The organism is Paraburkholderia jirisanensis (assembly GCF_054782355.1).
In genome coordinates this window covers 37,094-63,701 of the sequence record NZ_BAAGSQ010000007.1, presented here as the reverse complement: position 1 = coordinate 63,701, position 26,608 = coordinate 37,094, and the positions used below count along the sequence as shown (strand labels likewise).

The following is a 26,608-nucleotide window of genomic DNA, read 5'->3' as shown; positions in this document are numbered from 1 at the left end:
TGTGCCCACGTCAAACCGCGGCCTGCTGCGACGCGCGTTCAAACGCATCGAGAAACGGCCGCAGCGCGGCGCGCTTGAGCTTCAGCGCCGCCTGATTCACGACGAGACGCGACGAGATCTGCATGATCTCTTCGACCTCGACCAGATTGTTCGCGCGCAGCGTGCCGCCCGAGCTGACCAGGTCGACGATCGCGTCGGCCAGTCCCACCAGCGGCGCCAGCTCCATCGAGCCGTACAGCTTGATCAGGTCGACGTGCACGCCCTTCGCGGCAAAATGCTCGCGCGCGGTTTCGACATATTTGGTTGCAACCCGCAACCGCGCGCCCTGGCGCACCGCGTTCGCGTAGTCGAAACCGGCCTTCACCGCCACCGACATCCGGCAGCGCGCGATGTCCAGATCAACCGGCTGATACAGCCCGCCGCCGCCGTGCTCGATCAGCACATCCTTGCCCGCCACGCCGAAGTCAGCAGCGCCGTATTCGACGTAGGTCGGCACATCGGTTGCGCGCACGATGATCACGCGCAGGTTCGGATCGGTAGTCGGCAAAATCAGCTTGCGCGAGCTTTCCGGATCTTCGGCTACCTGCACGCCGGCCGCGGCCAGCAGCGGCAAGGTTTCCTCGAAAATACGCCCTTTCGACAGCGCGAGGGTCAGCGGCGCGCTGACGGCCGGCGATGCGGAGGTTTGCGGCTGCGTGCTCATGCCTCTTTGCCCGAAATGCGCCGCACCTTTGCGCCGACGCTGGTCAATTTCACTTCCATCCGGTCGTAGCCGCGATCGAGGTGGTAGATCCGGTCGATCAGCGTTTCGCCTTGCGCGCACAGGCCTGCCAGCACGAGGCTGGCGGACGCGCGCAGGTCGGTCGCCATCACTTTCGCGCCGGACAGCTTGTCGACGCCGGTGACGAGCGCAGTATTGCCGTCGATCGTGATATTCGCGCCGAGCCGGTTCAGCTCCTGCACGTGCATGAAGCGGTTCTCGAAGATCGTCTCGACCACGCGCGACGCGCCGTCCGCGATCACGTTCAGCGCCATGAACTGCGCCTGCATGTCGGTCGGGAACGCCGGGTATTCGGAGGTGCGGAACGACACGGCCTTCGCGCGCTGGTTCATCCGCACGCGCAGCCAGTCGCTGCCTTCGTCGATCGTCACGCCGGCTTCGCGCAGCTTGTCGATCACCGCTTCGAGCGTTTGCGGCCGCACGTTGCGCAACGTCACGTCGCCGCCGGCCGCCGCCACCGCGCACAGGAAAGTGCCCGCTTCGATGCGGTCCGGCACCACCGTATGCTCGGCGCCATGCAGCTTGTCGACGCCCTGGATGACGAGGCGATCGGTGCCGATGCCGTCGATCTTCGCGCCCATCGCCACCAGCAGATGCGCGAGATCGCCCACTTCCGGCTCGCGCGCGGCGTTTTCGATCACCGTTTCGCCTTCGGCGAGCACCGCGGCCATCAGCAGGTTTTCCGTGCCGGTGACCGTGATCATGTCGGTGATGATGCGCGTGCCCTTCAGCCGCTTGGCACGCGCTTCGATAAAGCCGTGCTCGATGTTGATCTCGGCGCCCATCGCCTGCAGGCCCTTGATGTGCTGGTCGACCGGCCGCGCGCCGATCGCGCAGCCGCCCGGCAGCGACACCTTCGCTTCGCCGAAGCGCGCCACCAGCGGGCCGAGCACCAGGATCGACGCGCGCATCGTCTTGACCAGTTCGTACGGCGCGACCGGCGAATGCACCTTCGACGCGTCGAGCATTACCTTGCCCGCGCCCGGCGCCTCGGCTTCCACACCCATCATGCGCAGCAGCTTCAGCATGGTGCGCACATCCTGCAGGTCGGGCACGTTCGACAGCTGCACCGGATCCGCACTCAACAGGCTCGCGCAAAGAATCGGCAGCGCCGCGTTCTTTGCACCCGATACCGTAATCTCCCCTGCTAACTGCTGGCCGCCTTCGATAACGAGCTTGTCCATGCCGGTCAGTTCCTGATCTGTGCGTGCGTCGGTGGACGCATCAGTGGAAGGTTTGGCGGCGCCGCTGATGGCGCCATGGCTGTCTTGTGTAATACGCACTAGTGTTCCAGATTACGCGCTCTGCCATTCGGCAGGCGTCAGTGTTTTCATGCTCAGGGCGTGGATTTCTTCGCGCATGCGGTCGCCGAGCGCCGCATACACCAGCTGATGCCGCTGGATCAGACGCTTGCCTTCGAAGTTCGGCGAAACGATGGTCGCAAAGAAATGCTGGCCGTCGCCGTCGACTTCGAGATGCTCGCACGGCAGGCCGGCGGCGATGTAACCCTTGATCTGCTCGGGCGTCGGTAACGTGGACATGGGGGCTCCTGGTCTAATGGCGCAGCTTGAAGCCGGTCGCGAGCAGACGCATCGCGATCGCAGCCAGCACCACGAAGAAACCGAAGACGATCGCGAGGCTCGCCAGCGGATTCACATCCGCGACGCCGAAAAACCCATAGCGAAAGCCGTCGATCATGTAGAAAAACGGATTGAGGCGCGACACTTCGCGCCACAGCGGCGGCAGCGTGTGCGTCGAGTAGAACACGCCGGACAGGAACGTGAGCGGCACGATGATGAAGTTCTGGAATGCCGCGAGCTGGTCGAACTTCTCGGCCCAGATGCCGGCGATCACGCCGAGCGTGCCGAGAATCGCCGAGCCGAGCATCGCAAACGCGATGATGTAGAGCGGCGCGGTGAAGCTGACCGGCACGAACACGATCGTCACGATGAACACGCCGCAGCCGACCGCGAGGCCGCGCATCACGGCGGCCAATACGTAGGCGCCGAACATCTCCCAGTGGCCGAGCGGCGGCAGCAGCACGAACACGAGATTGCCGGTGATCTTCGATTGGATCAGCGACGACGAACTGTTCGCGAACGCGTTCTGCAGCACGCTCATCATCACGAGGCCCGGCACCAGGAAGCTGGTGTACTCGACGCCCGGATAAACCTCGACGTGGCCGCGCAGCGCGTGGCCGAAGATCGTCAGATACAGCAGCGCGGTGATGATCGGGGCCAGCACCGTCTGGAACGATACCTTCCAGAAGCGCAGCAGTTCTTTGTAAAACAGCGTCTGAAACCCGCTCATGCAAGCCCCTCTACAACTTCAGGACCGTTCATGATCTGAACGAACACGTCTTCGAGGTCGGCTTTGCGCACCTCGATCTCATCGAATGTACAGCCCGCTGCGCGGCATTGCGCGAGAATCCGCTCGACGTCGTCGTAGCTCGCGAGGCGCAGCAGATGCGTACGGCCATTGACCGCGCCCGGATCGACTTCGAGTGCCCGCAGTTCGGCCGGCAACACGCCCTGGGAAAAACGCAGAAACAGCTGCATGCCGGCGAAGCGCCGCAGCAGCTCGCTGGTGCGCTCGAGCGCGACCACCTCGCCACGCCGCAGCATCGCGATGCGGTCGCACAGCGATTCGGCTTCTTCCAGATAGTGCGTGGTCAGCACGATCGTGTGGCCTTCGCGGTTCAGGCGCGAGATGAACTTCCACAAGGTCTGGCGCAATTCGACGTCGACGCCCGCGGTCGGCTCGTCGAGCACGATCACCGGCGGCCGGTGCACCAGCGCCTGCGCGACCAGCACGCGGCGTTTCATGCCGCCGGACAGCGCGCGCATGTTCGCATCGGCTTTTTCGGTCAGATCGAGGTTGGCCATCACCTCGTCGATCCACGCGTCGTTGTTGCGCAAGCCGAAGTAGCCGGACTGGATGCGCAAAGTCTCGCGAACGGTGAAAAACGGATCGAACACCAGCTCCTGCGGCACCACGCCGAGGGCGCGGCGCGCGAGGCGGAAATCGTCGACGACATCGTGGCCGCGCACCGCGACGCTGCCTTCATCGGCGCGCGCGAGGCCGGCAAGAATGCTGATTAGCGTGGTTTTGCCGGCGCCATTCGGGCCGAGTAGTCCGAAAAACTCGCCCTCTTCGACTGTCAGGCTGACGCCCTTGAGCGCTTGCAGACTTTTGTAGCGCTTCTTGACGTTACGGAATTCTATGGCTGGCATGACTATGCGCCGCGTCGGCTGACGGCGGCTCTTAAGTGCGCAGTGCGCGCAAGGGGGAATCTGGAAAAAACGAAACGGGGGCGGCTAAATTGGGGCCAACTGGCTGCCCCAAAAAACGTTTGATTATAGGGCAAACTCAAACGCACTCGCTGTGCGTGAAGACCACGATGGTGCGTTTGATGAGGTGAGCGGGGTGCTGTGTCGAGGCACAGCAAGCGGCAACGCGCTGCGCTTCATGCCGCGCGCGGCACCTGGCGCCCGATACGGCTCAGGTCGACAGATGCTCGGCGCTGGCGGTCGAGCGTGAATGTCGCGCCGACAGCAACGTGTCGACGCCATAGGCTTGCGCGAGACTGGCAAGCCCGGCGGGCAGATTGACGACTTCGAGCGGCGCGCCGCGTGCGCCGGCGGCACGTTGCCATGCGAGCAGCACCGCGAGCGCGGACGAATCGAATTGCGCGAGCGGCGCGCAGTCGACGCTGCGCGCGCCGCCCGCGATCCGCTCGAGCCCCGCCGCCAGCGCGGCGCGCGCGCTGGCGTGGGTCAGCGTGTTACCGGTGCTGAAGCTGCCGGCGTGTTGCGACGCGTCGTTCACGACTGCTTGCCCGCGGCCAGTTGCTGGTTGCGCTGCGTGAGGAACTGGATCAGGCCGTCGACGCCGTGCTGGTTGATCTGCTCGGCGAACTGCTGCTGGTACGCCTGGATCAGCCACGCGCCGAGCACGTTGATGTCATACACGCGCCAGCCTTGTGCGGTCTTGTACAGGCGATAGTCCAGTTCGAGCGGCGAGCCGTTGTTCATCACCGTCGAACGCACCACCACGTCGGTGTCGTCCGGGTTCGCGCGGAACGGCTTGTACTGGATTTCCTGGTTCTTCACCTGCGCGAGCGCGCCGGCGTACGTGCGGATCAGCAGCATCTTGAACTGCTCGATCACCTGCTCCTGCTGCTGCGGCGTGGCGGTGCGCCAGCTGCGGCCCATCGCCAGCTGCGTGGTGCGGCGGAAGTCGATGTAAGGCAGGATCTTTTCGTTGACGAGCTGCGTGATCCGGGTGAGGTCGCCCGACTGGATCGACTTGTCCGAACGGATCGTGTCGATCACCTGCTGGGTGACCGTTTTCACCATGCCGTCAGGCGAGTTGGTGTCGACGGTCTGCGCGAACGCAGCGCTGCCAAACGAAAACAAAGCTGCAAAAAACGGAATAAGGAAGAATTTTTTCATTTCCAATCCTGCAAAAAAGAGAACGCTTGCTTCGAACCGACAATATCACGCAAGTTCGATCCTAATCCATTCACGACCTGCGAGAGTCGTATCCAACTGTTACGCGAGGCGGCCTGCCGCAGGCCGTTTACCGCGCCGCGGCCTTCCGTAACGCGACTATCCGTGGGGCGGCTATCTGCAGGGCGGCTACCCCCGCAAGGCTGTTACCCGCAGGACAGCCTTGCCGCCGCTCCGCGCAGGCTTAGCGCAGCCGCAGGTTCGGATACCGGCCCGGCGGCACAACCTGGCCGCCCGGTACCGTGGTCGGCGACGGCATGCCGTTCTCATCCGTCTGCGGCGCTGCTTGTGTGCCAGAGGCCGGCGCCGCTGCGCCTGCAGCCGGCGCAGCCGTCGCACCCGAAGCCCCTTGCGGTGCCGCCGTACCACCAGCCGGCGCGGCCGAACCGTCGTCGGTATCGTACTTCGGCAACGGCGCTTCACCACCGGCAGCGCCGCCGTAGTTCGGCAGCGAGCCCGAGTTGCCGCCGGTCAGCAGATACTGGCGGCGCTGCAGGTACGCATTACGCACGAACGAGTATTTGTCGAGCGCCGCGCCTTCCAGCACGTCGCTTGCATTCAGCAGGTTCGCACGCGTGTTGACCAGCTGCACGCCCCACAGGCTCCAGCTGATCGCATCCGAGTCGATATACGAAATCGGGTTCGCGAAGTAGTTGCCGATGTAGCCCGCCGTATCGCGCACGGTGCTCGGCCCGAACAGCGGCAGCACCATGTACGGACCGGCCGGCACGCCGTAGTAACCGAGCGTCAGGCCGAGGTCGTTATCGTGCTTCGGCAGTTTGGCGAGCGTCGCGACGTCGAACAGCCCGCCGACGCCGAAGATCGTGTTGATCACAACCCGCATGATGTCGCCGACACCGTCCGCAATCTTCAGCTGCAGCAGGTTGTTCGCCGCGACATACACGTCGCCGATATTCGAGAAGAAGTTGGTGACGCTATCGCGCACCGGCTGCGGCGTGATCTTCACGTAGCCTTGTGCGACCGGCTTCAGCGCGTACTGGTCGACCTTGTCGTTGAAGGTGAACACGGTCCGGTTGAAGCCTTCCCACGGGTCTTCCTTGCTCGGCGACTGCACGGTTGCGCAACCGGCGAGTGCCACCGCGCCGAACGTCAGCGCCGCGACGCGTGATGGTTTGAGCAACTGCATTCTTGTTCTCCTTATTGAGCCGAGCCGGACGCTGGTTGCGCCGGCACGACAGCAGCGGGAGCCGCGGGTGCGGGCGCCGCCGGGGCCGAGCTTGCAGCAGCGGCCCCCGGTTTCGACGCGCCGGCATCGGCGGCCTTGCTATACAAAAGCTGTCCGATCAGATTCTCTAAGACGAGCGCGGACTGCGTCATCGCAATCGTGTCGCCCGCTTTCAGCATCTCGCTGTCGCCGCCCGGCTCGAGGCCGATGTACTGCTCGCCGAGCAGGCCGGCGGTCAGGATCTTCGCGGAGCTGTCTTTCGGAAACTGATATTGCTTGTCGAGATCGATCGTGACGACCGCCTGGTACGTGTTGCCGTCGAAGCCGATCGATTCGACGCGGCCTACCGTCACGCCAGCGCTCTTCACTGGTGCACGCGGCTTGAGTCCGCCGATATTGTCGAACTTCAGCTTGACCGGGTAAGTTGCCTGAAACGACAGCGAGCTCATGTTGCCGGCCTTCAGCGCGAGAAACAGCAGCGCAATGAAGCCCAGCACCACGAACAGGCCGACCCAGAAGTCGAGAGCAGTTTTTTTCATCGTCATCCCAATGAGAATCCTTGCTGCGCCCGCTGCACACCGCCGCGGCAGCGCGCACCGTCGGCGCGCGTCGCGTCGCGGCACTGCCGCGCAGGATTTAGCTGAACATCAGTGCAGTTAGCAGGAAATCGAGGCCCAAAACGGCAAGCGACGCATACACGACGGTTTTCGTCGTTGCGCGCGACACGCCTTCGGGAGTGGCCTTCGCTTCGTACCCCTGGTAGAGCGCGATGAACGTCACCGCGAAACCAAACACAATGCTCTTGATCACGCCATTACCGACGTCGCGCCACACGTCGACGCCGCCTTGCATCTGCGACCAGAAAGCGCCCGCATCGACGCCGATCAGCAGCACGCCCACCACATAACCGCCGACGATGCCGACCGCGCTGAAAATCGCCGCGAGGATCGGCATCGCCACGATGCCGGCCCACATGCGCGGCGCGACCACCACCTTCAGCGGGTCGACCGCCATCATTTCCATTGCGGTGAGTTGCTCGCCGGCCTTCATCAGGCCGATTTCGGCGGTCAGCGACGTGCCGGCGCGCCCGGCGAACAGCAGCGCGGTGACCACCGGCCCGAGCTCGCGCACCAGCGACAGCGCAACCAGCAACCCGAGCGCCTGCTCGGAGCCATAGCGGTTCAGCGTGTAATAGCCTTGTAAGCCGAGCACGAAACCGACGAACAGCCCCGACACCGCAATGATCACCAACGAATAATTGCCGACAAAGTGAATCTGCTTTGTGACAAGCCGTGGTCGGCGCAGCAGCGGGAAGAATTCGAGCACGAGGCGCACGAACATGCGCATCGCGTAACCGGTCGTGCCGAGACCGCTCAGCACCGAACGTCCGATTGCGGAAATCATGCGCGGCCTCCGCCGATGCCGAAGTCGGCCGCCAGCGACTGGCTGCTCGGGTAGTGAAACTTGAAAGGGCCGTCCGGCGTCGCGTCGATGAACTGGCGCACGGTTGGATCGGTCGACGCGCGCAGTTCGTCGGGTGTGCCTTGCGCGTGCACGCCGCCGTTCGCGAGGAAATACACGTAATCGGCAATCGCGAACGATTCGGGGACGTCGTGCGTGACCAGGATCGAGGTCGCGCCCAGCGCCTGGTTCAGCGTGCGGATCAGATTGGCGGTGATGCCGAGCGAAATCGGGTCGAGGCCGGCGAACGGCTCGTCGTACATCATCAGCTCGGGGTCGAGCGCGATTGCGCGGGCCAGCGCCACGCGCCGCGCCATGCCGCCGGAAATCTCCGATGGCGCGAGGTCGCGCGCGCCGCGCAGGCCGACCGCATTCAGCTTCATCAGAACCAGATCGCGGATCAGTTCGTCTGGCAGGTCGGTGTGTTCGCGCAGCGCAAAGGCGACGTTGTCGAATACCGACATATCGGTGAACAGCGCACCAAACTGGAACAGCATGCCCATCCGGCGCCGCAGCGCGTACAGGCCATCACGCGACTGCGCACCGATATCCTGGCCCTGAAACAGTACCTGGCCGCGCAGCGCACGCACCAGGCCGCCGACCAGCCGCAGCACCGTGGTCTTGCCGCACCCGGAGCCGCCCATGACCGCGACCACCTGCCCGCGCCCAAAACGCAGGTTCAGGTTCGACAGAACGAGCCGGTCGCCGTAACCGAAGTCGACGCCGCGCAGCTCGAGAAGGGGCTCGGAAGAGGAAGGCAACACTGACAGTCCTTTTACACGGAAGGCGAATTATAGGGCCATCGTGGAAAAGCTGCCTTAGTGCGCTCTGCCCCTTTACCTAAGTTGACGATGCACGCGCAAACGCTTGCTGCAGGCCGGCCACCGCGGTCGCCGGATCGGCGGCTTCCGTGACTGCGCGCACCAGCGCCGCACTGCGCGCCCCAGTGGCGAGCACTTCGGGCAGCACGTCGGCGCTGATGCCGCCGATCGCCACCGTCGGCACCACGCCGTCGAGCAGCTGCAGGTAGCGGGTCAGGCGCGCGAGCCCTTGCGGCGCGGTTGGCATCGTCTTCGTGGTGGTCGCGAATACGGCGCCGCACGCGATATAGCTCGGGCGGAAATGCAGCGCGGTGAGTATTTCGTAGTAGCCGTGCGTCGACAGTCCGAGGCGCACGCCGGCCGCGGCGAGCGCGTGCAGGTCGGCGGTGTGCACGTCTTCCTGGCCGAGATGCACGCCGTACGCGCCGGCATCGATTGCGGCCTGCCAGTGGTCGTTGATGAACACCTGCGCGTCGTGCTTGCGCCCGGCGGCAACCGAGCGCGCGATTTCGCGCTGTAATTCGCCGGGTTCGGCTGTCTTGCGGCGCAGTTGCACCGTTTTCACGCCGAAACCGGTTACGCGTTCGACCCACTCCGCAGTCGGCAGTACCGGGTACAGGCCGAGCGCGTCGGGGCAAGCCGCGAACGGCTGCGCCGGAGCGGCCGGCAGGCCGACCACGCGCGGGAAGCGCGACAGGTCGGTCGGCCAGGCGTCTTGCTGTGTGTTGCGCTCGTCGCCGTCGCGCCATGCCATCGACAGCACCAGCGCATCGTGCGGATCGAAACCGCAATCGAGAAACGCGGCAAGCGCTGCGGTCCAGTCTTCAGGCAGATGGCCGGTGAGGCGGTAACGCTCGCCGCCCAGATGCAGCGTCGCACCGCCCTGCGCCGCTTCGATCACGCCTGCGCCGCGCACCAGCCAGCGCGCCACCTGCTCGCCGTGAGGCTGCAGGTCTGCGACGACGATCAGGTCGCCGCCGTTCGGGCCGTCACTCGTGTCATCGGGCGCGGTCAGGCAGATGCGCCACGGTGCGTGCTGCGCGGGCCAGTCGCCCAGACTCGCGCGAATCCGCTCGGCCGCTTCGGTAAGTTCGTCGGTGGGTGGCCAGAACAGATCGCGGCCCGCGAATTTCAGCGTCTGCGTCATGCTGCGGCACTCCCATCCTGATGCCAGAACGGCATGCCGACCACCGGCGTGCTCGCATGCGCGCTCTCGCGCTCGGCCATCGGGCCGGCCAGATACGCCACGCGGCCGGCTTCGACGCCCAGTGCAAAGGCACGCGCCATCGCTTCCGGATGCGTCGCTTGCGACACCGCCGTGTTCAACAGCACGCCGTCGAAACCCCACTCCATCACCTGGCTCGCATGCGACGGCACGCCGAGGCCGGCATCGACGATCAGCGGCACGTCCGGCAGCCGCTCGCGCAGCACGCGCAGACCGTACGGATTGACCACGCCCTTGCCGGTGCCGATCGGTGCGCCCCACGGCATCAACGCTTCGCAGCCCGCATCGAGCAGACGCCGGCCGATCACCAGATCTTCGGTGCAATACGGCAGCACCTTGAAGCCGTCCTTGACGAGCTTCGCGGCCGCCTCGATCAGCCCGACCGGGTCGGGCTGCAGCGTGTAGTCGTCGCCGATCAGTTCCAGCTTGACCCAGTCTGTTTCGAACACTTCGCGCGCCATCTGCGCGGTGGTGATCGCCTCGCTGACCGTCTGGCAGCCGGCGGTGTTCGGCAGCAGCGGCACACCATGACGCTTCAGCAAATCGAAGAAGCCGGCTTGCGCGCCGCCTTCGTTCATCTGCCGGCGCAGCGCGACGGTGATCATGCCCGGCCGGGCCGCTGCGATCGAATCGGACAGCGATTGCAGCGACGGATAGCGCGACGTGCCGAGCAGCACGCGGCTCGCAAAAGTCTCGCCGTACAGCGTGAGCGCGTCGGCGGGCGCGGCTTGAGGAGAAGTCATCGGTCTGTCCTTGCCTGTGGCAGTTGCCTGTTTCCAGCGTGTTTCTATTTGGCGCGGTGCGGCTCAGCCGCCCGCGACCGGATGCACCACGTCGAGCCGGTCGCCCGCTTGCAACGCGCGCGCCGCATGCTGCGTACGCGCGACGAAATCGCCGTTCAGCGCGACCGCGAACGGCGGGCGCGCGCCGAACGCGGCGAGCGCATCGGCGACGGTCGCGCCATCGGGCAGCGACAGCGGCTTCTGGTTGATCTGAATGTCCATGGTGTTCGAATACCTTTGTTCGTCCTGTTTGCGCGGTTCACGCCATTCGCGCGGTTCGCGCTCTTGCCGCTCGTGCATTACGTGCCTTACGTGCCGGTGAAGCTCATGCGGACGCGCGCTCGGCGTCGCGCGGTTGCGGCTGCTGGTGATGAAACAGCTCGTGCCAGCGAGCGCTGCGTTGCCAGCCGGCGAACGCGTCGGCGTCCGCGATGCCACCGTCGCTGAGCGCGAGCGCGAAGCGCACCGCTTCGTCCGCCACTTCGGGCGCAATCATGTAGCCGTGCCGGTACAGGCCGTTGACCCGCAGCGTCTTTCCGCCGTCCCAGATCAACGCCGGGCGGTGATCGGGCAGCGTCGGCCGGCACTGCGAGTTCAACTCCAGAATGCGCGCTTCGCCGAAACCCGGATGCACCGAGAACGCCGCGCTCAGCAGTTCGAGCGCCGAGCGCACGCTGACCGGCGACATGTCCTCGCCTTCCACTTCGGTTGCGCCGATCACGTACAGGTCGTTCTGCTTCGGCGCGATATAGAGCGGATAGCGCGGATGCAGGAGTCTGACCGGACGCGCAAGCCCGATACCCGGCGCATGCACGCGCGCGACTTCGCCGCGGATGCCGCGCAGCGTCGGCAACACCGGTTTTGCGCCGAGGCCCCGGCAGTCGATCGTGATGCGCGCGGCGGGCAGCGAGTGGTCGTCGATGGGGGTGTTCCAGTGCGTGTCGACGCCGCGTTGCGCGAGCCCGGCCGCAAGTGCGGCCAGCACCTGGCGATTGTCCAGCTGGCCTTCGTGCGGCAGCAGCCAGCCTTGCGGGAAACGGCCCGCCAGCGCGGGCTCGGCCGCACCGACCTGCGCGCCGCTCAAGGTCAGCATGCCGCCGTCGAGCAACTCGGCCGGCGCATTGGCGCGCAGCCGGCGCTCGAATAACGGCGCCTCGCTGCGGTCGCTGTGATGCCACACGACCAGCGTGCCGTTGCGCTGGAAGAACACCGGCTCCGGCAATTCCGCGAGGATGCCCGGCCACGTGTCCAGCGAAGCCGCGCCCAGACGGGTGATCAACAGTTCTGCGCTGGCGGCCTCGGCCAGCGGCGCGAGCATCGCGGCCGCGACCCACGCGGCGGCCTGCGTGCCGGCGGCATCGCCGCGCTCATACAGCGCGACACGCCGGCCGGCGCCGGCGAGGCGCCACGCGACGAGGCGCCCGCACAGGCCGCCGCCCAGCACGGCGAATTCCGGCTGTTGCGCGGACGGGTTCATTTCGCGTCACCCTCGCGACGCGCACAAACACGCACTGCCGCACGCACCGAGCAGCAAGCCGGACAACACCAGGCGAATTGGAAGATTGAAAATTGAGCGGTCATCGGATCCTTTTCCGTACGGCAAATGAAAACGCACGTACCCAAGGACGAAACCGGCGGAGGCGGCAGCTTAGCGAAGCCGGCCGGAACACGACGCCCGATAGGGGAGCCCGCCCAGCGGCAAACGAAAAACTTTCAGAAACTTCCCGCGCCGGTATTACCCGGATCGGGTGCGAAGGGTCTCTCTCAGCCTCACCGCGACAGATTGTCAGCGCCAAAGCACCCCTGTTTCGTCGAGGCCATTAGACCATAAAAGGCATCTCGCGCAAACCCGCGGCTTCCACGGGTATCGTCGACGAAACTGGCTGTGTGCGGCCCGAGGCTGCTTGTTTCGTGTGTACAAACGGCTTGCCGCGATGCATCATCGCCGCGCGCCGCAGGCGATGTTTACCGGGTTCGCGCGCGTGATGGGCCAATCCGGACAAATTCGTTGTGAGCCCGGCCGGGGTGCCTCTGACATAATGGCGCGTCGACGCAGTGGGTATTGCGGCGCCTGCTTGGTACCCCGCTTGGTACTTGGCTGGGTGCCCGTTCGCCGTCGGTTGGCTGTCCGTTTTTGCGGCCTTCCGTTGGCTTACGTTGCGAGGGTCGCGCCAGCCCGGTGCCGGCCGCCGCATCGTCCCGCTGCAGCAACCGCCGCTTCACCCTGCCGTAGCAGCACCGCGGTTGCATCGCATTAAGTTCCGGTTAAGCCTTGGCCGAGACAATCGCGCCTCGGATTCACCGCCGGCGCACGCTTCGCCGGCTCGCGCCGCGCGTCGCGATGCCCTGATCAAAGACGCCGTTTTTAAGGACGCTTATGACCGAAAAACCAAGCAATCCCGCGGACATCACCGCGTGGGGCCTGATCAAGCCCTACTGGGTGTCCGAGGACAAATGGCGCGCGTGGGGCCTGCTCGCGATCGTCGTCGCGATGAACATGACGATGGTCGCCGCCAACGTCTGGTTCAACCGCTGGCAGGGCATCTTCTTCGATGCGATCCAGCAGTACAACTACCCGGTCTTCAAGAACTCGCTGCTGCAGTTCACCGTGATCGCGCTGGCGCTGATCCTGCTGGGCTCGTATCGCACGTACTTCCGCCAGATGCTCGAATTCCGCTGGCGTCAGTGGTTGACCACCAAGTATCTGAACGACTGGCTAGGCGAGGATGCGTTTTACCGCATCGAGCGCGATCGCCTCGCCGACAACCCCGACCAGCGGGTGTCCGCCGACCTGCAAGGCCTCGCCAGCACGACGCTGAATCTGTCGCTCGGGCTGCTGTCGACCACCGTCACGCTGTTCTCGTTCATCGTGATCCTGTGGAATCTGTCGGGTTCGCTCGCGTTCCACATGTTCGGCACGCAAATCTCGGTGCCCGGCTACATGGTGTGGGTTGCGCTGGTCTACGCGGCAATCGGCTCGTGGATCACGCACAAGGTCAACCATCCGCTGGTGTCGATCAACTACCAGCAGCAGCGCGTCGAAGCAGACTTCCGTTTCTCGCTGATCCGGATTCGCGAGAACGCCGACCAGATCGCGCTGTATCAGGGCGAAGCCGCCGAAGAAAAATCGCTGCAAGGCGTGTTCGGCCATATCCGCAACAACTGGCGGCTGGTGATGCGCTTCACGCGGCGCCTGAACATCGTCGTGATCAGCTATTCGCAGCTGGCGATCGTGTTCCCGTATATCGCGGCCGCGCCGAAGTACTTCTCGAAGAGCATCACGCTCGGCGTCTATCAACAGGTGACCGGCGCGTTCGGCACGGTCAGCGACTCGTTCTCGTGGTTCATCAACAATTACGATTCGCTTGCCGAATGGCGCGCTACCGTGAACCGTCTGAGGGAATTCCATCGCGTGATGCTCGACCAGCATCTGCATGAATCGGTAGTGGGCGGCACCGCGCATGGCGGCATCAATCTGCACATGACCGATACGCAGATGCTCGACGTGAAAGATCTGGTGCTCGCGCGTCCGGATGGCTCGGTGATGGCGAATGTCGGCTCGTTCAACGTCGCGCCGAAATCGCGCTGGCTGGTGCGCGGTCCGTCGGGCGCGGGCAAGAGCACGCTGATGCGCGCGCTCGCCGGTTTGTGGCCGTTCGGCGAAGGCACCATCGAGGCGCCTGCGGGAGCCAAGCTGCTGTTCGTGCCGCAGCGTAGCTATCTGCCGATCGGCACGCTGAAGGGTGCGCTGTGCTACCCGTCCGACGAGAGTGCTTTCACCGACGAAGCCTGCCGCGAAGTGCTGAACCTGTGCCGACTCGGAGAATTTACCGAGCGCCTTGCAGAGTCCGCGCATTGGGAGCGCACGCTGTCGCCGGGCGAACAGCAGCGCATGGCCGCGGCCCGCGCGATACTGCAAAAGCCCGACTTCCTGTTCCTCGACGAAGCAACCAGCGCGCTCGATCCGGACAACGAGACCGTCATCTATACGGCGATGGCCGAGCGTCTGCCGGATACCGCGATCATGAGCGTCGCGCATCGTAAATCGCTTGAGGCGTTCCACGACCAGACGCTGTTTATCGAGCGTGCGGTCGAGCGCGAAGCGGCTTGAGAATAAGCGGCCCGGGAGCGTAGCGGGTCTGAGAGAGAAGCGGCTTGAGAGGCAGCGGGCCTGAGACAGAAGCGGCTTGAGAGCCAGCGGGCCTGAGGGCGATGCGGCTTGAGGGCCGCGGATGCAAACGGGCGCCGCTGCCTTTGTAGAGGCGGCCCCGCATCCGCACGATCTCCAACGGTTGAGCGGTCGGCGCCCGTCAAAGCGCCGTCCCTTGCACGCGCCGGCTCGCGATAGCGCGCACCGCCTGGCACCAGCGTGCTGTAAATATGAGCACGGTCTCCAACGGTCAAGCGGTCGGCGTCCATCAAGGCGCCGTCACCGGCACACTCGCCAGCACGCGATAGCGCGCGCCATCTGGCGCCAGCGTGCTGGAAAACAGCGTCAGCGCTTCGAAACGGGCGAGCAACTCGCCCGGTACATCCGGTGCTCGCCCGGCCACCGCCACATCGCGACGAAACCGCCCGAGCGTTACATGCGGGCGAAACGCACGCGCGTCGACCGGCAAACCAAGATCGACCATCAACGCACGAATACGCGAGTCGAGCGCGACGAACGCGTCGGACATCGCCAGCGTCGCGACCGTCAGGCGCGGATGCGTGGCGCGCGGCCAGTGCTCGACACTTGTGACCCGCACGGGCCCAAGCGGCACCGGCTGCGCGCTCAGCGCATCGCTTAACGCCGCGCCGCACTCCAGCGTCAGCGCGCCGATGAACGTCACAGTCAGATGCAGTTGCTCGCGAGGCACAGGCCGCGCCGGAGGACGCACGCGCACCGCGGCGAACGCAGCGCGGGTTGCCTCGTCCGGTTCGAGCGCGACGAAGCAGCGCTGCCAGCCTGAAGGCTCGACATCTGGTTCGATCGTGGGTTGCGGGTCAGGTGGACGCATCGCTTTGCCTCTGCTGCGCCGATGGCGGTGAGGTTCTCGCCGCATTATCGCCCCAGCGGCTACGTGTGGCGAAAGCACCGCACCAAATGAAAAGCCGGGTCACCCTCACGGGTGCCCGGCCTTGTTCAAGCCCGAACTGCGCCTGGTCGTCTCCACCTCTTCCTGCAAAACCGCAATCGCGACCGCCATGCGTAATAACTAAGCAACCAGACTACGCAACCGGCCCCGATCGGCAACGCCGGAGATTTTAACGCGGCAGCTCGGAATGTCCCATCAAAAATGCATCCACCGAGCGGGCGCACTGACGGCCTTCGCGAATCGCCCACACCACCAGCGACTGGCCACGGCGCATATCGCCGGCCGTAAACACCTTGTCGACCGACGTGTAATACGCCTTGTCGCCCTCGGTCGACGCACGCACGTTGCCGCGCGCATCCTTGTCGACGCCGAATGCCTCGAGTACCAGCGACACCGGTTGCGTGAAGCCCATCGCCAGCAGCACGAGGTCGGCCTTCATCTCGAACTCGGAGCCCGGCACTTCCTGCATCTTGCCGTCCTTCCATTCGACGCGCGCCGCGATCAGCTTCTCGACCTTGCCGTTCTTGCCTTCGAAGCGCTTGGTCGCGACCGCCCAATCGCGCTCGCAGCCTTCCTCGTGCGACGACGAGGTGCGCAGCTTGACCGGCCAGTACGGCCACACCAGCGGCTTGTTTTCTTCTTCCGGCGGCTGCGGCAGCAGTTCGAACTGCGCGACGTCCTTCGCACCATGCCGGTTCGACGTGCCGACGCAGTCCGAGCCGGTATCGCCGCCACCGATCACGACCACGTGCTTGCCCTTCGCGAGCAACTGGTCGGTGACCTTGTCGCCGGCGTTGACCTTGTTCTGCTGCGGCAGGAATTCCATCGCGTAGTGAATGCCAGCCAGTTCGCGGCCCGGCACCGGCAGGTCGCGCGGCGTTTCCGAGCCGCCTGCGATGACGATCGCGTCGAACTGTTCCTTCAGTTCGTCCGGCGTGACGGTTTCCTTCGCGGTGTTGCCGATATACGCCGGCAGCGCATCCTTGCCGACGAACACGTTCGCGCGGAAGGTCACGCCTTCGGCTTCCATCTGGCGCATGCGGCGGTCGATCAGCCACTTCTCCAGCTTGAAGTCGGGAATGCCGTAACGCAGCAGGCCGCCGACGCGGTCGTTTTTCTCGAACACCGTCACGTCATGACCGGCACGCGCCAGTTGCTGCGCAGCCGCCAGACCCGCCGGGCCCGAACCGACCACCGCAACCTTCTTGCCGGTCTTGTGGGTCGGCGGCAGCGGCGCAACCCAACCTTCGGCAAATGCCTTGTCGATGATCGCGTGCTCGATCGACTTGATGCCGACCGGATCGTCGTTGATGCCGAGCGTGCATGCCGCTTCGCACGGCGCCGGGCAGATGCGGCCCGTGAACTCGGGGAAGTTGTTGGTCGAATGCAGCACTTCGATTGCGTTCTTCCAGTCCTGGCGGAACACCAGATCGTTGAAGTCCGGAATCACGTTGTTGACCGGGCAGCCGTTGTTGCAGAACGGAATGCCGCAGTCCATGCAGCGCGCGCCTTGAATCTTCGCGTCTTCGTCGGTGAGTGCCGCGACGAATTCCTTGTAGTGCTTCACACGTGTGAGCGGAGCTTCGTACGCCTCGTGGCGGCGCTCGAACTCGAGAAAACCGGTTGCCTTGCCCATGTGGTTCTCTTGCCTATCCAATTCAGTGGGGATCGGCACCTGCCGCCGCGTTTAACTGATGCGTGCGGCAGGTGCGCTGATTAATTGCGTTGCTTGCTGCTGAGGCGCTTTCAAGCCAACCGGCGCTCAGGCCGCAAGTACTTCCTTGCTGGCCTTCTTCGCGCCCATTTCGCCGAGCGCGCGCTTGTACTCGGTCGGGAACACCTTGACGAACTGACGGCGCGACGCATCCCAGTTTTCCAGCAGCGCCTTTGCACGCGGCGAGCCGGTGAACTGGAAGTGACGCTCGATCAAGCCCTTCAGCAGCGCTTCGTCGGTCTGGCCGCTATGCCACAGTGCCTGGTCGACCGTGCGCTCCTGCTCGGCCTGTTGCAGCACCGGCTCGAGCGCGACCATCGACTTGTTGCACTTGCCCGCGAAGGTGTTGTCCGGGTCGTACATATACGCGATGCCGCCCGACATACCCGCCGCGAAGTTGCGGCCGGTTTCGCCGAGCACGACCACCGTGCCGCCCGTCATGTATTCGCAGCCGTGGTCGCCGGTGCCCTCGACGACTGCCGTGGCGCCCGAGTTACGCACGCAGAAGCGCTCGCCCGCGACGCCGCGGAAGAACGATTCGCCTTCAATCGCGCCGTACATCACCGTGTTGCCGCAGATGATGTTTTCTTCGGACTTGCCGCGGAAGTCGTTGGTCGGACGGATGATGATGCGGCCGCCCGACAGACCCTTGCCGACATAGTCGTTACCGTCGCCGACCAGATCCAGCGTGACGCCCTTCGCGAGGAATGCGCCGAAGCTCTGGCCCGCCGTGCCCTTCAACTGGATATGAACCGTATCGTCGGGCAGACCGTCGTGGCCGTACTTCTTCGCGATCGCACCGGACAGCATCGCGCCGACGGTACGGTTCACGTTGCGCACCGGCTGGATGAACGACACATGCTCGCCCTTGTCGATCGCGGCCTTGGCCTTTTCGATCAGCGTGTGGTCGAGTGCGCGCGCGAGGCCGTGATCCTGCGTTTCGACGTGCAGGCGTGCGACGTCGGCCGGCACTTGCGGCTGGTAGAACACGCGCGAGAAATCGAGACCCTTCGCCTTCCAGTGCTCGATGCCCTTCTTCATGTCGAGCAGTTCGGCGTGGCCGATCAGGTCGTCGAACTTGCGGATACCGAGTTGCGCCATGATTTCGCGCACTTCTTCCGCAATGAAGAAGAAGAAGTTGACCACGTGTTCCGGCTGGCCCTTGAACTTCGCACGCAGCACAGGGTCTTGCGTCGCAACGCCGACCGGGCAGGTGTTCAGATGGCACTTGCGCATCATGATGCAGCCTTCGACGACCAGCGGCGCGGTCGCGAAACCGAACTCGTCCGCGCCGAGCAGCGCGCCGATCACGACGTCGCGGCCGGTCTTCATCTGGCCATCGGCCTGCACGCGGATACGGCCGCGCAGACGGTTCAGCACCAGCGTCTGTTGCGTTTCGGCGAGGCCCAGTTCCCACGGCGTGCCGGCGTGCTTGATCGACGACAGCGGCGAAGCGCCGGTGCCGCCATCGTGCCCGGCGATCACCACGTGATCGGCCTTCGCCTTCGCAACGCCTGCGGCCACCGTGCCGACACCCGCTTCAGACACCAGCTTCACCGAAATGCTCGACGACGAATTCACGTTCTTCAGATCGTGAATCAGCTGCGCGAGGTCTTCGATCGAGTAGATGTCGTGGTGCGGCGGCGGCGAGATCAGGCCAACGCCCGGCACCGAGTAACGCAGCTTGCCGATGTACTCGGACACCTTGTGGCCCGGCAGCTGACCGCCTTCGCCGGGCTTGGCGCCCTGCGCCATCTTGATCTGGATCTGGTCGGCCGACGCGAGGTACTCCGCGGTCACGCCGAAGCGGCCCGACGCAACCTGCTTGATCTTCGAGCGCAGCGAATCGCCGTCTTTCAGCGGGATGTCGACGATCACTTCATCGCCGATCACCGACTTCATCGTGTCGCCGTTCTTGATCGGAATGCCGCGCAGTTCGTTGCGATAGCGGGCGCTGTCTTCGCCGCCTTCGCCGGTGTTCGACTTGCCGCCGATGCGGTTCATCGCGATCGCCAGCGTGGCGTGCGCTTCGGTCGAGATCGAGCCGAGCGACATCGCGCCGGTCGCGAAACGCTTGACGATGTCCTTCGCCGATTCCACTTCGTCGAGCGGGATCGCCTTCATCGGATCGAACTTGAATTCGAACAGGCCGCGGAACGTCATGTGGCGCTTCGTCTGATCGTTGATCAGATGCGCGTATTCCTTGTACGTCTGGTACGAGTTGCTGCGTGCCGAGTGCTGCAGCTTGGCGATCGCATCCGGCGTCCACATGTGGTCTTCGCCGCGCACGCGGTACGCGTATTCGCCGCCGGCGTCGAGCATCGACGCGAGCACCGGGTTGTCGCCGAATGCTTCGCGATGCAGGCGGATCGCTTCTTCGGCCACTTCGAACAGGCCAATGCCGCCGACCTTCGACGCGGTGCCTGCGAAGTACTTCGCCACCAGGTCTTCAGCCAGACCGACCGCTTCGAAAATCTGCGCGCCGGTGTACGACATGTACGTCGAAATGCCCATCTTCGACATGACCTTCTGCAGGCCCTTGCCGACTGCCTTCGTGAAGTTGTAGATCGCCTTGTCGGCCGACAGGTCGCCCTTCATGCCGGCGGCCAGTTGCGCGAGCGTTTCCAGCGCGAGGTACGGGTGCACGGCTTCCGCGCCATAGCCCGCGAGCAGCGCGAAGTGATGCGTTTCGCGCGCCGAGCCGGTTTCGACCACGAGGCCCGTGCTGGTGCGCAGACCTTGCGCGACGAGGTGCGTGTGGATCGCGGAGGTAGCCAGCAGCGCCGGAATCGCGACGTTGTCGCGGTCGGTCTTGCGGTCCGACACGATCAGCATGTTGTAGCCGGACTTCACTGCATCGACGGCTTCCGCGCACAGCGACGCGAGGCGCGCTTCGATGCCTTCCTTGCCCCATGCGGCCGGATAGCAGATGTTCAGTTCGTACGAGCTGAACTTGCCACCCGTGTACTGATCGATCGCGCGGATCTTCGCGATGTCCTTGAAGTCGAGCACCGGCTGCGACACTTCGAGACGCATCGGCGGGTTGATGTTGTTCGTATCGAGCAGGTTCGGCTTCGGGCCGACGAACGACACCAGCGACATCACCATGTTTTCGCGGATCGGGTCGATCGGTGGGTTCGTCACCTGCGCGAACAGCTGCTTGAAGTAGTGGTACAGCGTCTTGTTCTTGTTCGACATCACGGCGAGCGGCGAGTCGTTGCCCATCGAGCCGACCGCTTCTTCGCCTGCCTGCGCCATCGGCGCCATCAGGAACTTCAGGTCTTCCTGCGTGTAGCCAAACGCCTGCTGACGGTCGAGCAGCGCCGCCGCCTCGCGACGCTCGGTCGCGACGTCCTGCTGGTTCGCCTCGATCTCGTCGAGCTTGATGGTGACCGCGTCGATCCAGCTCTTGTACGGCTTCGCGTTCGACAGGTTGTCCTTCAGTTCCTTGTCGTCGATGATGCGGCCGTGTTCCATGTCGATCAGGAACATCTTGCCCGGCTGCAGACGCCACTTCTTGACGATCTTCGATTCGGGAATCGGCAGCGTGCCGGCTTCCGACGCCATGATGACGAGGTCGTCGTCCGTGACGATATAGCGCGCCGGACGCAGACCGTTACGGTCGAGCGTCGCGCCGATCTGACGGCCGTCGGTGAATGCGATTGCGGCGGGGCCGTCCCACGGCTCCATCATCGCGGCGTGGTATTCGTAGAACGCGCGGCGGTTGTCGTCCATCAGCGTGTGCTGTTCCCAGGCTTCCGGGATCATCATCATCATCGCGTGGACGAGCGGGTAGCCGGCCATCACCAGCAGTTCGAGACAGTTGTCGAACGATGCGGTGTCGGACTGGCCCGGGTAGATCAGCGGCCATAGCTTCGGCAGGTCGTCGCCGAGCACGTGCGACGCGATTGCGCCGGTACGCGCGTTCAGCCAGTTCACGTTGCCCTTCACCGTGTTGATTTCGCCGTTGTGGGCGATCATCCGGTACGGGTGGGCAAGTTCCCATGCGGGGAAGGTGTTGGTCGAGAAGCGCTGGTGCACGAGCGCCAGCGCCGACACCACGCGCTCGTCCTGCAGGTCGCGGTAGTACACGCCGACCTGGCCTGCCAGCAGCAGACCCTTGTAGACGATCGTGCGCGCCGAGCACGACGGCACGAAGTATTCCTTGCCGTGCTTGAGCTTCAGCGCCTGGATGCGGTGGCTCGCGGTCTTGCGGATCACATACAGCTTCCGCTCGAGCGCGTCGGTCACCATGATGTCCTTGCCGCGGCCGATGAAGATCTGGCGGATCAGCGGCTCGCTCGCCTTCACGGTGGGCGAGATCGGCATGTTGTGGTCGACCGGCACGTCGCGCCAGCCGAGCACCACCTGGCCTTCGGCCTTCACCGTGCGCTCGAGCTCCTGCTCGCACGCGAGCCGCGAAGCATGTTCCTTCGGCAGGAAGATCATGCCGACGCCGTATTCGCCGAACGGCGGCAGCGTCACGCCCTGGCGCGCCATTTCTTCGCGGTAGTAGCCGTCCGGGATCTGGATCAGGATGCCCGCGCCGTCGCCCATCAGCGGATCGGCACCGACCGCGCCACGGTGGTCGAGGTTCTCCAGGATTTTCAGACCCTGCTGGATGATCTCGTGGGTTTTCTTGCCCTTGATATGCGCAACGAAGCCGACGCCGCATGCGTCGTGTTCGTTCTGCGGGTCGTACAGACCTTGCGCCGCGGGAACCGAGGAAATCGGTTGCTGATGGTCGTTCATGGGGGACACCGTCTGTCAGGGGCCGGGGCGGCCGTTAAAACCACTTTCTTGTTGCCGCGGAGGCGGGATTACTGATGCAAACCCGCTGCAACCGCGGACGGGGCGGGACGCATGCGAGATGCTGCACTGCGTTCGGCGCGCCGGAATTCGGAATATACGCGACGAATCAACGAAATAGCAAACAAAACGTGATGATTGAACCCCAATTACAAATGCAATGCATTGGTGCATCTGTTTATTAGGGCCTTATCAAAAAAGGGCCAAAGAAAACGGCATGCGTGGATGCCGTTTATCTGCGCAAACCCTTGATGGGCAACGATTTTGCCGCGGGCTTTGCCGGCCGCTTTCCCGCTAGCCTGAAGCGCCGGCGTTACTGGGTCTGCGGCGTTTCGCGCACCTTGCGCGGCCGGCCCCGCGGCAGCGGCGACACCCGCCGGTTCGCGGCTCGCGCCGCCCATTCGCGGTACGTCTCGCTGCCCAGCACCCAGCCCTTCAGCGTCGCCTGCTGCAGCTGGCTGGCCTCGCGTTCGTCGAGCGGCTGCTCGCACAGCTCGCGGTAAGCGCGCTGTCTTTCGAACGGCGTATTGCCGAGCGACCAGTACAACGGATGGTCGGTGATCAGGCTGTCGAGCGTGAGCCCGATGTGATGCCGATAGCTCGACCAGCGATACTCTTCCGCGCCCGGTGATAACTGGTTGCGCACCGGCGACATCTCGACCACCCGGCTCGCCAGCAGGAAGTAGCGCTCGCCCTCGATCACCGTCGCGCGATAGCGGCCTTCCCACAGCGTGCCGCGTCGCGAATAGCGCCGGTTGAAATGCGCGACGTAGCGCCGCCCGACCGCCTGCATCGCTTTGGGTAAACTCGATTCGTCGGTGGGCGTGACGAGCAGCTGCACCGCGTTCGGCATCAGCGCATACGCATGAACTGCAAGATGGTGATCGCGTGAAGCCGCCTTCAGGCAATCGATGAAAAGCTCGTAGTCCTGGTCGTCGACAAACGCGGGCTGCTGGTCGAGTCCGCGCAGGATCACGTGCTGCGGCTGGTCGGGAACATAAAGACGTGCAAGCCGTGCCATGCTGGATTATCCAAAATCGCGTTGGTACATACCCGAAGGTCCGAAAAGGCCGCCCGGCGCGAGGTTCCGTGCGGCGGGCCAGTGCCAGAAAACGGCGTTTGGGCTAGGGAGAACGCTCTAACCGCCGCGTATGGTTTGTTTCAAACGTAGTAGTCATAATGTGCGGGCCTTTCAGGAGAGGAGCACATATGACATTAAAACGGGCCATCACGGGGGCCGCGGCGCTCGCATGCATAACGACTGCAGCCCACGCTCAAACGGCCGGAAGCATCTACGTCACGGCAGGGTGGTTCCATCTTGCCCCTCAGTCCAGTAGTGATCCGTTGAAGGAGACAAACGTCGGCGGTTCGCCGGTCAACATCACCGTGCCGAACACGGGCGCCGAAGCCGGCTCGGCCGATACCGCCGGCTTCACGGCAGGCTACTTCATCACCGACCACATCGCCGCGCAGTTCGACTTCGGCGTGCCGCCCACTTTCGACCTCAAGGGCACCGGCTCGCTCGGACAGTTCGGCAAGCTCGGCGAGGCCAAACAGTGGAGCCCTGCGCTGCTCCTCAAGTACTATTTCAATGCACCGCAATCGAAGTTCCGTCCGTTCGTGGGCATCGGCGTGAGCCGGGTCTGGTTCACCGACGAGAAGATCACCAACGGTGTATTCGAACAAAGCGTATTGCATGGTCCGACCACAGTAAGCACGGATAGTTCGTGGGTGCCGGTGTTTAATGCGGGCTTCACCTACGCGTTCACCGAGCATTGGTTCGCGGGTTTCTCCATTTCGTACCTGCCGCTGAGCACCACCGCGAAGCTCAATACCGCTGCGCAGACGCCGGTCGGAACCCTCAACGTGCAATCGGAAACCAAGATCCGCCTGAACCCGATCGTCACGCTGGTCAGCGTCGGCTACCGGTTTTGACACTACGGTTCTAACCTAGGTTAGACGAGTTTTTAGGGCTTGGACAACGCCGTCGCACGAGTTGCGGCGGCGTTTTCGTTTTTGCGCAAGGACAGTCGCAATGGTGTGTGACACATGTGCGTCCTGCAATCGTTGTAAATTTGACGGCCAGCGTGCGATGCTGTCTGAAATTTATGCCGTAACAGCGGTGCCATGCGCGGTGCGTGCGGCGCGGCAATGATGCGCGGGGTTGGGCGATTGCTGCGCGACAGCGCTGCCTGAAAGGGATGTTGCAGTGTGCATCACGGTGTGCATCCTGATGGGCGCCCTGTGCGCGATTTTGTATTGCGCGGCAGGCACCGAAGTTGCGTCCCGCAGTATTCACCGCGCTTTCCTTGCGGGCTTTCATCAAATCATCATCGACGGAGCGACCATGACAGCACTACCGAATACGCGAGATGCCATCGGCGAATCCTGGACAACCACGTCGCGTCGTGCGCGCCGTATTGCGCGTCACAGCCGCCACGCCGCGGAAGATATTGCCAGCGAATTGCGCACGCTGATGACCGAACTCGAAAGTACCCTGGGCGACGGCACCCATGCCGATGCAGCCGCGCTGCGCACGCAGGTGCGCAAACGCCTCGACGATGCGCGCGCGCGTCTGAACGATACGCGCGAGGTTGTGCGCGAACGCGCGCAGGTCGCGCTATCGGATGCGGACGATTACGTGCATGAGAACCCGTGGCGCACCATTGCCGTGGTCGGTGCGCTTGCGCTGGTGGCCGGTGCGCTGCTCACGCGCGGACGCTGAGGCGCGTAGAGGCGGGCGGCAGCGGGTTGGTGGCTGCGTTGCGATGCTGTTTGAGCGAGCGCTGCGTTGGCCGGCGCTGCGTTGCCCGGCAGCGACGCTGCTGGCTGGCTGCTGCGCCAAGCGACCGCCACGTTGAGTGGTCGTTGTTTTAGTGGTCGCTGCTTTGGCTGCCGCCGCTTTCACCGGTTGCGCTGCGCTGGCTGATCGCTGCTTCGTCGACTTCCGCTGTGTCTTGCCGCACTACGCGTCGCTGACGACGAACAGCCGCTGATACTCCTTCAGCGCGTAGCGGTCGGTCATGCCCGCGATGTAGTGGGCGATCAACCGCGGCTGCAGTTGCGAGTCTGGTGACTGATAGTTGGGAGGCAGCAAGCGGGAGTCTTCACTGAACGCGTCAAACAGACCTGTTACGACGCGACGGGCCTTGTTGGCCATCCGCATCACGCGATAGTGCCGATACAGGTTCTTGAACAGGAAACGCTTGAGCTGCGTCGCCTGCGCCGACACCGCGTCGCCATGCGCGACGAGCGGCGGCGCAGCGCGCACGTCATCGAGCGAACGCGGCGCGTGCTGCCGCAGGTTGCGCGAAGTGGTATCGATCAGATCGACGATCAACGTATTGATGATCCTGCGCACCGTCTCGTGGATCAGCCGGCGGCCTTCGATATGCGGGTAGTCGTTACGCGCTGCATCGTAGTGCGCGCGCCAAAGCTCGACTTCCGCGAGTTGCTCGATCGTGATCAGGCCGGAGCGCAAGCCATCGTCGACGTCATGATTGTTGTAGGCGATTTCGTCGGCCAGATTGGCGATTTGCGCTTCGATCGACGGTTGGCGTCCCTGTAAAAAACGTTCGCCGAGCGCGCCGAGCTTGCGCGCGTTTTCGCGCGAGCAATGCTTGAGAATGCCTTCGCGCGTTTCGAAACACAGGTTGAGGCCGTCGAACGCGCCGTAATGCTCCTCGAGATCGTCGACCACGGCGAGGCTCTGCAAGTTGTGCTCGAAGCCGCCGTGCTCGCTCATGCATTCGTTCAGCGCATCCTGGCCGGCATGGCCGAACGGTGTGTGGCCGAGGTCATGCGCAAGAGAGATCGCTTCGACGAGATCCTCGTTGACGCGCAGATTGCGTGCGACCGAACGCGCGATCTGCGCCACTTCGAGACTATGCGTGAGCCGCGTGCGGAACAGGTCGCCTTCGTGATTGACGAACACCTGCGTCTTGTACTCGAGCCGGCGAAACGCCGTGGAGTGAACGATGCGGTCGCGGTCGCGCTGGAATTCAGTGCGCGCGCTCGGCGCCGGCTCCGGGTGACGGCGCCCGCGCGACTCCAACGAATGCGCGGCGTACGGCGCGAGATGCGCTTCGAGCGCGGCGACCGCGGCAACGCCGGGCAGCGATGCGCGGTGCGGATCGATCAGGTTGTCGCTGCGTCCTTCGGTCACCGGCTTCTCCGAAACACAATGGCGAACCGCTGCGAGAGCTGGCATTGGGCCGCCTCGCAGAGGGCTACGCGTGCG

23 protein-coding genes and 1 riboswitch are annotated in these 26,608 nt (G+C 64.3%); of the genes, 3 read left to right on the top strand and 20 right to left on the bottom strand.

All coding sequences use genetic code 11. The annotated features are described in order from the left end of the window. Window positions 1–10 precede the first annotated feature (10 nt). The 15 genes from hisG to ACYVNQ_RS05050 all read right to left on the bottom strand — a co-directional run bounded on the left by hisG (window position 11) and on the right by ACYVNQ_RS05050 (window position 12,244). On the bottom strand, window positions 11–703 hold the full coding sequence (gene hisG, locus ACYVNQ_RS05120; RefSeq protein WP_460901183.1) for an ATP phosphoribosyltransferase: 693 nt from the start codon (window positions 701–703) through the stop codon (window positions 11–13). After that, window positions 700–1,974, bottom strand: coding sequence for a UDP-N-acetylglucosamine 1-carboxyvinyltransferase (murA, locus tag ACYVNQ_RS05115; RefSeq protein WP_460901286.1), 1,275 nt, complete (start codon window positions 1,972–1,974; stop codon window positions 700–702). The genes hisG and murA overlap by 4 nt, the downstream gene beginning before the upstream one ends. A gap of 102 nt (window positions 1,975–2,076) precedes the next feature. Further along, window positions 2,077–2,322, bottom strand: coding sequence for a BolA family protein (locus tag ACYVNQ_RS05110; protein WP_460901182.1), 246 nt, complete (start codon window positions 2,320–2,322; stop codon window positions 2,077–2,079). Between the two features lie 13 nt (window positions 2,323–2,335). Next, window positions 2,336–3,091, bottom strand: coding sequence for an ABC transporter permease (locus ACYVNQ_RS05105; RefSeq protein WP_460901181.1), 756 nt, complete (start codon window positions 3,089–3,091; stop codon window positions 2,336–2,338). Beyond that, window positions 3,088–4,014: an ABC transporter ATP-binding protein gene (locus ACYVNQ_RS05100; RefSeq protein ID WP_460901180.1), complete on the bottom strand. Its 927-nt coding sequence runs from the start codon at window positions 4,012–4,014 to the stop codon at window positions 3,088–3,090. The genes ACYVNQ_RS05105 and ACYVNQ_RS05100 overlap by 4 nt, the downstream gene beginning before the upstream one ends. A gap of 268 nt (window positions 4,015–4,282) precedes the next feature. After that, window positions 4,283–4,609, bottom strand: a complete 327-nt coding sequence (locus tag ACYVNQ_RS05095; RefSeq protein ID WP_460901179.1) for an STAS domain-containing protein — start codon at window positions 4,607–4,609, stop codon at window positions 4,283–4,285. After that, on the bottom strand, window positions 4,606–5,235 hold the full coding sequence (locus tag ACYVNQ_RS05090) for an MlaC/ttg2D family ABC transporter substrate-binding protein (protein ID WP_460901178.1): 630 nt from the start codon (window positions 5,233–5,235) through the stop codon (window positions 4,606–4,608). Before ACYVNQ_RS05090 ends, ACYVNQ_RS05095 begins: the two co-directional genes overlap by 4 nt. Before the next feature lie 241 nt (window positions 5,236–5,476). Beyond that, window positions 5,477–6,439, bottom strand: a complete 963-nt coding sequence (locus ACYVNQ_RS05085; RefSeq protein WP_460901177.1) for an MlaA family lipoprotein — start codon at window positions 6,437–6,439, stop codon at window positions 5,477–5,479. A gap of 11 nt (window positions 6,440–6,450) precedes the next feature. After that, a complete protein-coding gene (gene mlaD / locus ACYVNQ_RS05080; RefSeq protein WP_460901176.1) occupies window positions 6,451–7,017 on the bottom strand; it encodes an outer membrane lipid asymmetry maintenance protein MlaD in 567 nt (188 codons plus the stop codon). A gap of 97 nt (window positions 7,018–7,114) precedes the next feature. Next, window positions 7,115–7,882 (bottom strand): lipid asymmetry maintenance ABC transporter permease subunit MlaE, encoded by a 768-nt coding sequence (gene mlaE, locus ACYVNQ_RS05075; protein ID WP_460901175.1) that lies wholly within the window; start codon window positions 7,880–7,882, stop codon window positions 7,115–7,117. Further along, entirely contained in the window at window positions 7,879–8,700 is an 822-nt protein-coding gene (locus tag ACYVNQ_RS05070) for an ABC transporter ATP-binding protein (RefSeq protein ID WP_460901174.1), read from the bottom strand. The genes mlaE and ACYVNQ_RS05070 overlap by 4 nt, the downstream gene beginning before the upstream one ends. A 79-nt stretch (window positions 8,701–8,779) precedes the next feature. Further along, a complete protein-coding gene (gene thiE / locus ACYVNQ_RS05065; protein ID WP_460901173.1) occupies window positions 8,780–9,907 on the bottom strand; it encodes a thiamine phosphate synthase in 1,128 nt (375 codons plus the stop codon). Continuing rightward, entirely contained in the window at window positions 9,904–10,728 is an 825-nt protein-coding gene (locus tag ACYVNQ_RS05060; protein WP_460901172.1) for a thiazole synthase, read from the bottom strand. The genes thiE and ACYVNQ_RS05060 overlap by 4 nt, the downstream gene beginning before the upstream one ends. Before the next feature lie 63 nt (window positions 10,729–10,791). Next, window positions 10,792–10,989 carry a sulfur carrier protein ThiS gene (gene thiS, locus ACYVNQ_RS05055; protein WP_460901171.1) on the bottom strand — a complete coding sequence of 66 codons (198 nt, stop codon included), beginning with the start codon at window positions 10,987–10,989 and terminating at the stop codon, window positions 10,792–10,794. Window positions 10,990–11,092: 103 nt separating this feature from the next. Continuing rightward, a complete protein-coding gene (locus ACYVNQ_RS05050) occupies window positions 11,093–12,244 on the bottom strand; it encodes an FAD-dependent oxidoreductase (RefSeq protein ID WP_460901170.1) in 1,152 nt (383 codons plus the stop codon). Window positions 12,245–12,471: 227 nt separating this feature from the next. After that, window positions 12,472–12,582: riboswitch (TPP riboswitch) on the bottom strand. 562 nt (window positions 12,583–13,144) lie between these two features. On the opposite strand from ACYVNQ_RS05050, the gene ACYVNQ_RS05045 reads away from it, so the two are divergent. After that, window positions 13,145–14,878 carry an ABC transporter ATP-binding protein/permease gene (locus tag ACYVNQ_RS05045; RefSeq protein WP_460901169.1) on the top strand — a complete coding sequence of 578 codons (1,734 nt, stop codon included), beginning with the start codon at window positions 13,145–13,147 and terminating at the stop codon, window positions 14,876–14,878. Between the two features lie 307 nt (window positions 14,879–15,185). On the opposite strand, the gene thpR is transcribed toward ACYVNQ_RS05045, so the two are convergent. The 4 genes from thpR to ACYVNQ_RS05025 all read right to left on the bottom strand — a co-directional run bounded on the left by thpR (window position 15,186) and on the right by ACYVNQ_RS05025 (window position 23,389). After that, entirely contained in the window at window positions 15,186–15,767 is a 582-nt protein-coding gene (gene thpR, locus ACYVNQ_RS05040; protein ID WP_460901168.1) for an RNA 2',3'-cyclic phosphodiesterase, read from the bottom strand. A gap of 247 nt (window positions 15,768–16,014) precedes the next feature. Continuing rightward, window positions 16,015–17,481, bottom strand: a complete 1,467-nt coding sequence (locus ACYVNQ_RS05035) for a glutamate synthase subunit beta (protein WP_460901167.1) — start codon at window positions 17,479–17,481, stop codon at window positions 16,015–16,017. 126 nt (window positions 17,482–17,607) lie between these two features. After that, entirely contained in the window at window positions 17,608–22,311 is a 4,704-nt protein-coding gene (locus ACYVNQ_RS05030; RefSeq protein ID WP_460901166.1) for a glutamate synthase-related protein, read from the bottom strand. A 370-nt stretch (window positions 22,312–22,681) separates the two neighbouring features. Then, window positions 22,682–23,389 (bottom strand): transposase, encoded by a 708-nt coding sequence (locus ACYVNQ_RS05025; protein WP_460901165.1) that lies wholly within the window; start codon window positions 23,387–23,389, stop codon window positions 22,682–22,684. Window positions 23,390–23,577: 188 nt separating this feature from the next. Between ACYVNQ_RS05025 and ACYVNQ_RS05020 the strand changes: the two genes are divergently transcribed. Together ACYVNQ_RS05020 and ACYVNQ_RS05015 are read left to right on the top strand one after the other, a co-directional pair. Then, window positions 23,578–24,303 (top strand): OmpW/AlkL family protein, encoded by a 726-nt coding sequence (locus tag ACYVNQ_RS05020; protein ID WP_460901164.1) that lies wholly within the window; start codon window positions 23,578–23,580, stop codon window positions 24,301–24,303. 412 nt (window positions 24,304–24,715) lie between these two features. Beyond that, window positions 24,716–25,093 carry an ElaB/YgaM/YqjD family protein gene (locus ACYVNQ_RS05015; RefSeq protein ID WP_460901163.1) on the top strand — a complete coding sequence of 126 codons (378 nt, stop codon included), beginning with the start codon at window positions 24,716–24,718 and terminating at the stop codon, window positions 25,091–25,093. Between the two features lie 240 nt (window positions 25,094–25,333). Here the strand turns inward: ACYVNQ_RS05015 and ACYVNQ_RS05010 are convergent, their stop codons facing one another. Next, a complete protein-coding gene (locus ACYVNQ_RS05010) occupies window positions 25,334–26,533 on the bottom strand; it encodes a deoxyguanosinetriphosphate triphosphohydrolase (protein ID WP_460901162.1) in 1,200 nt (399 codons plus the stop codon). Window positions 26,534–26,608: the final 75 nt, after the last annotated feature.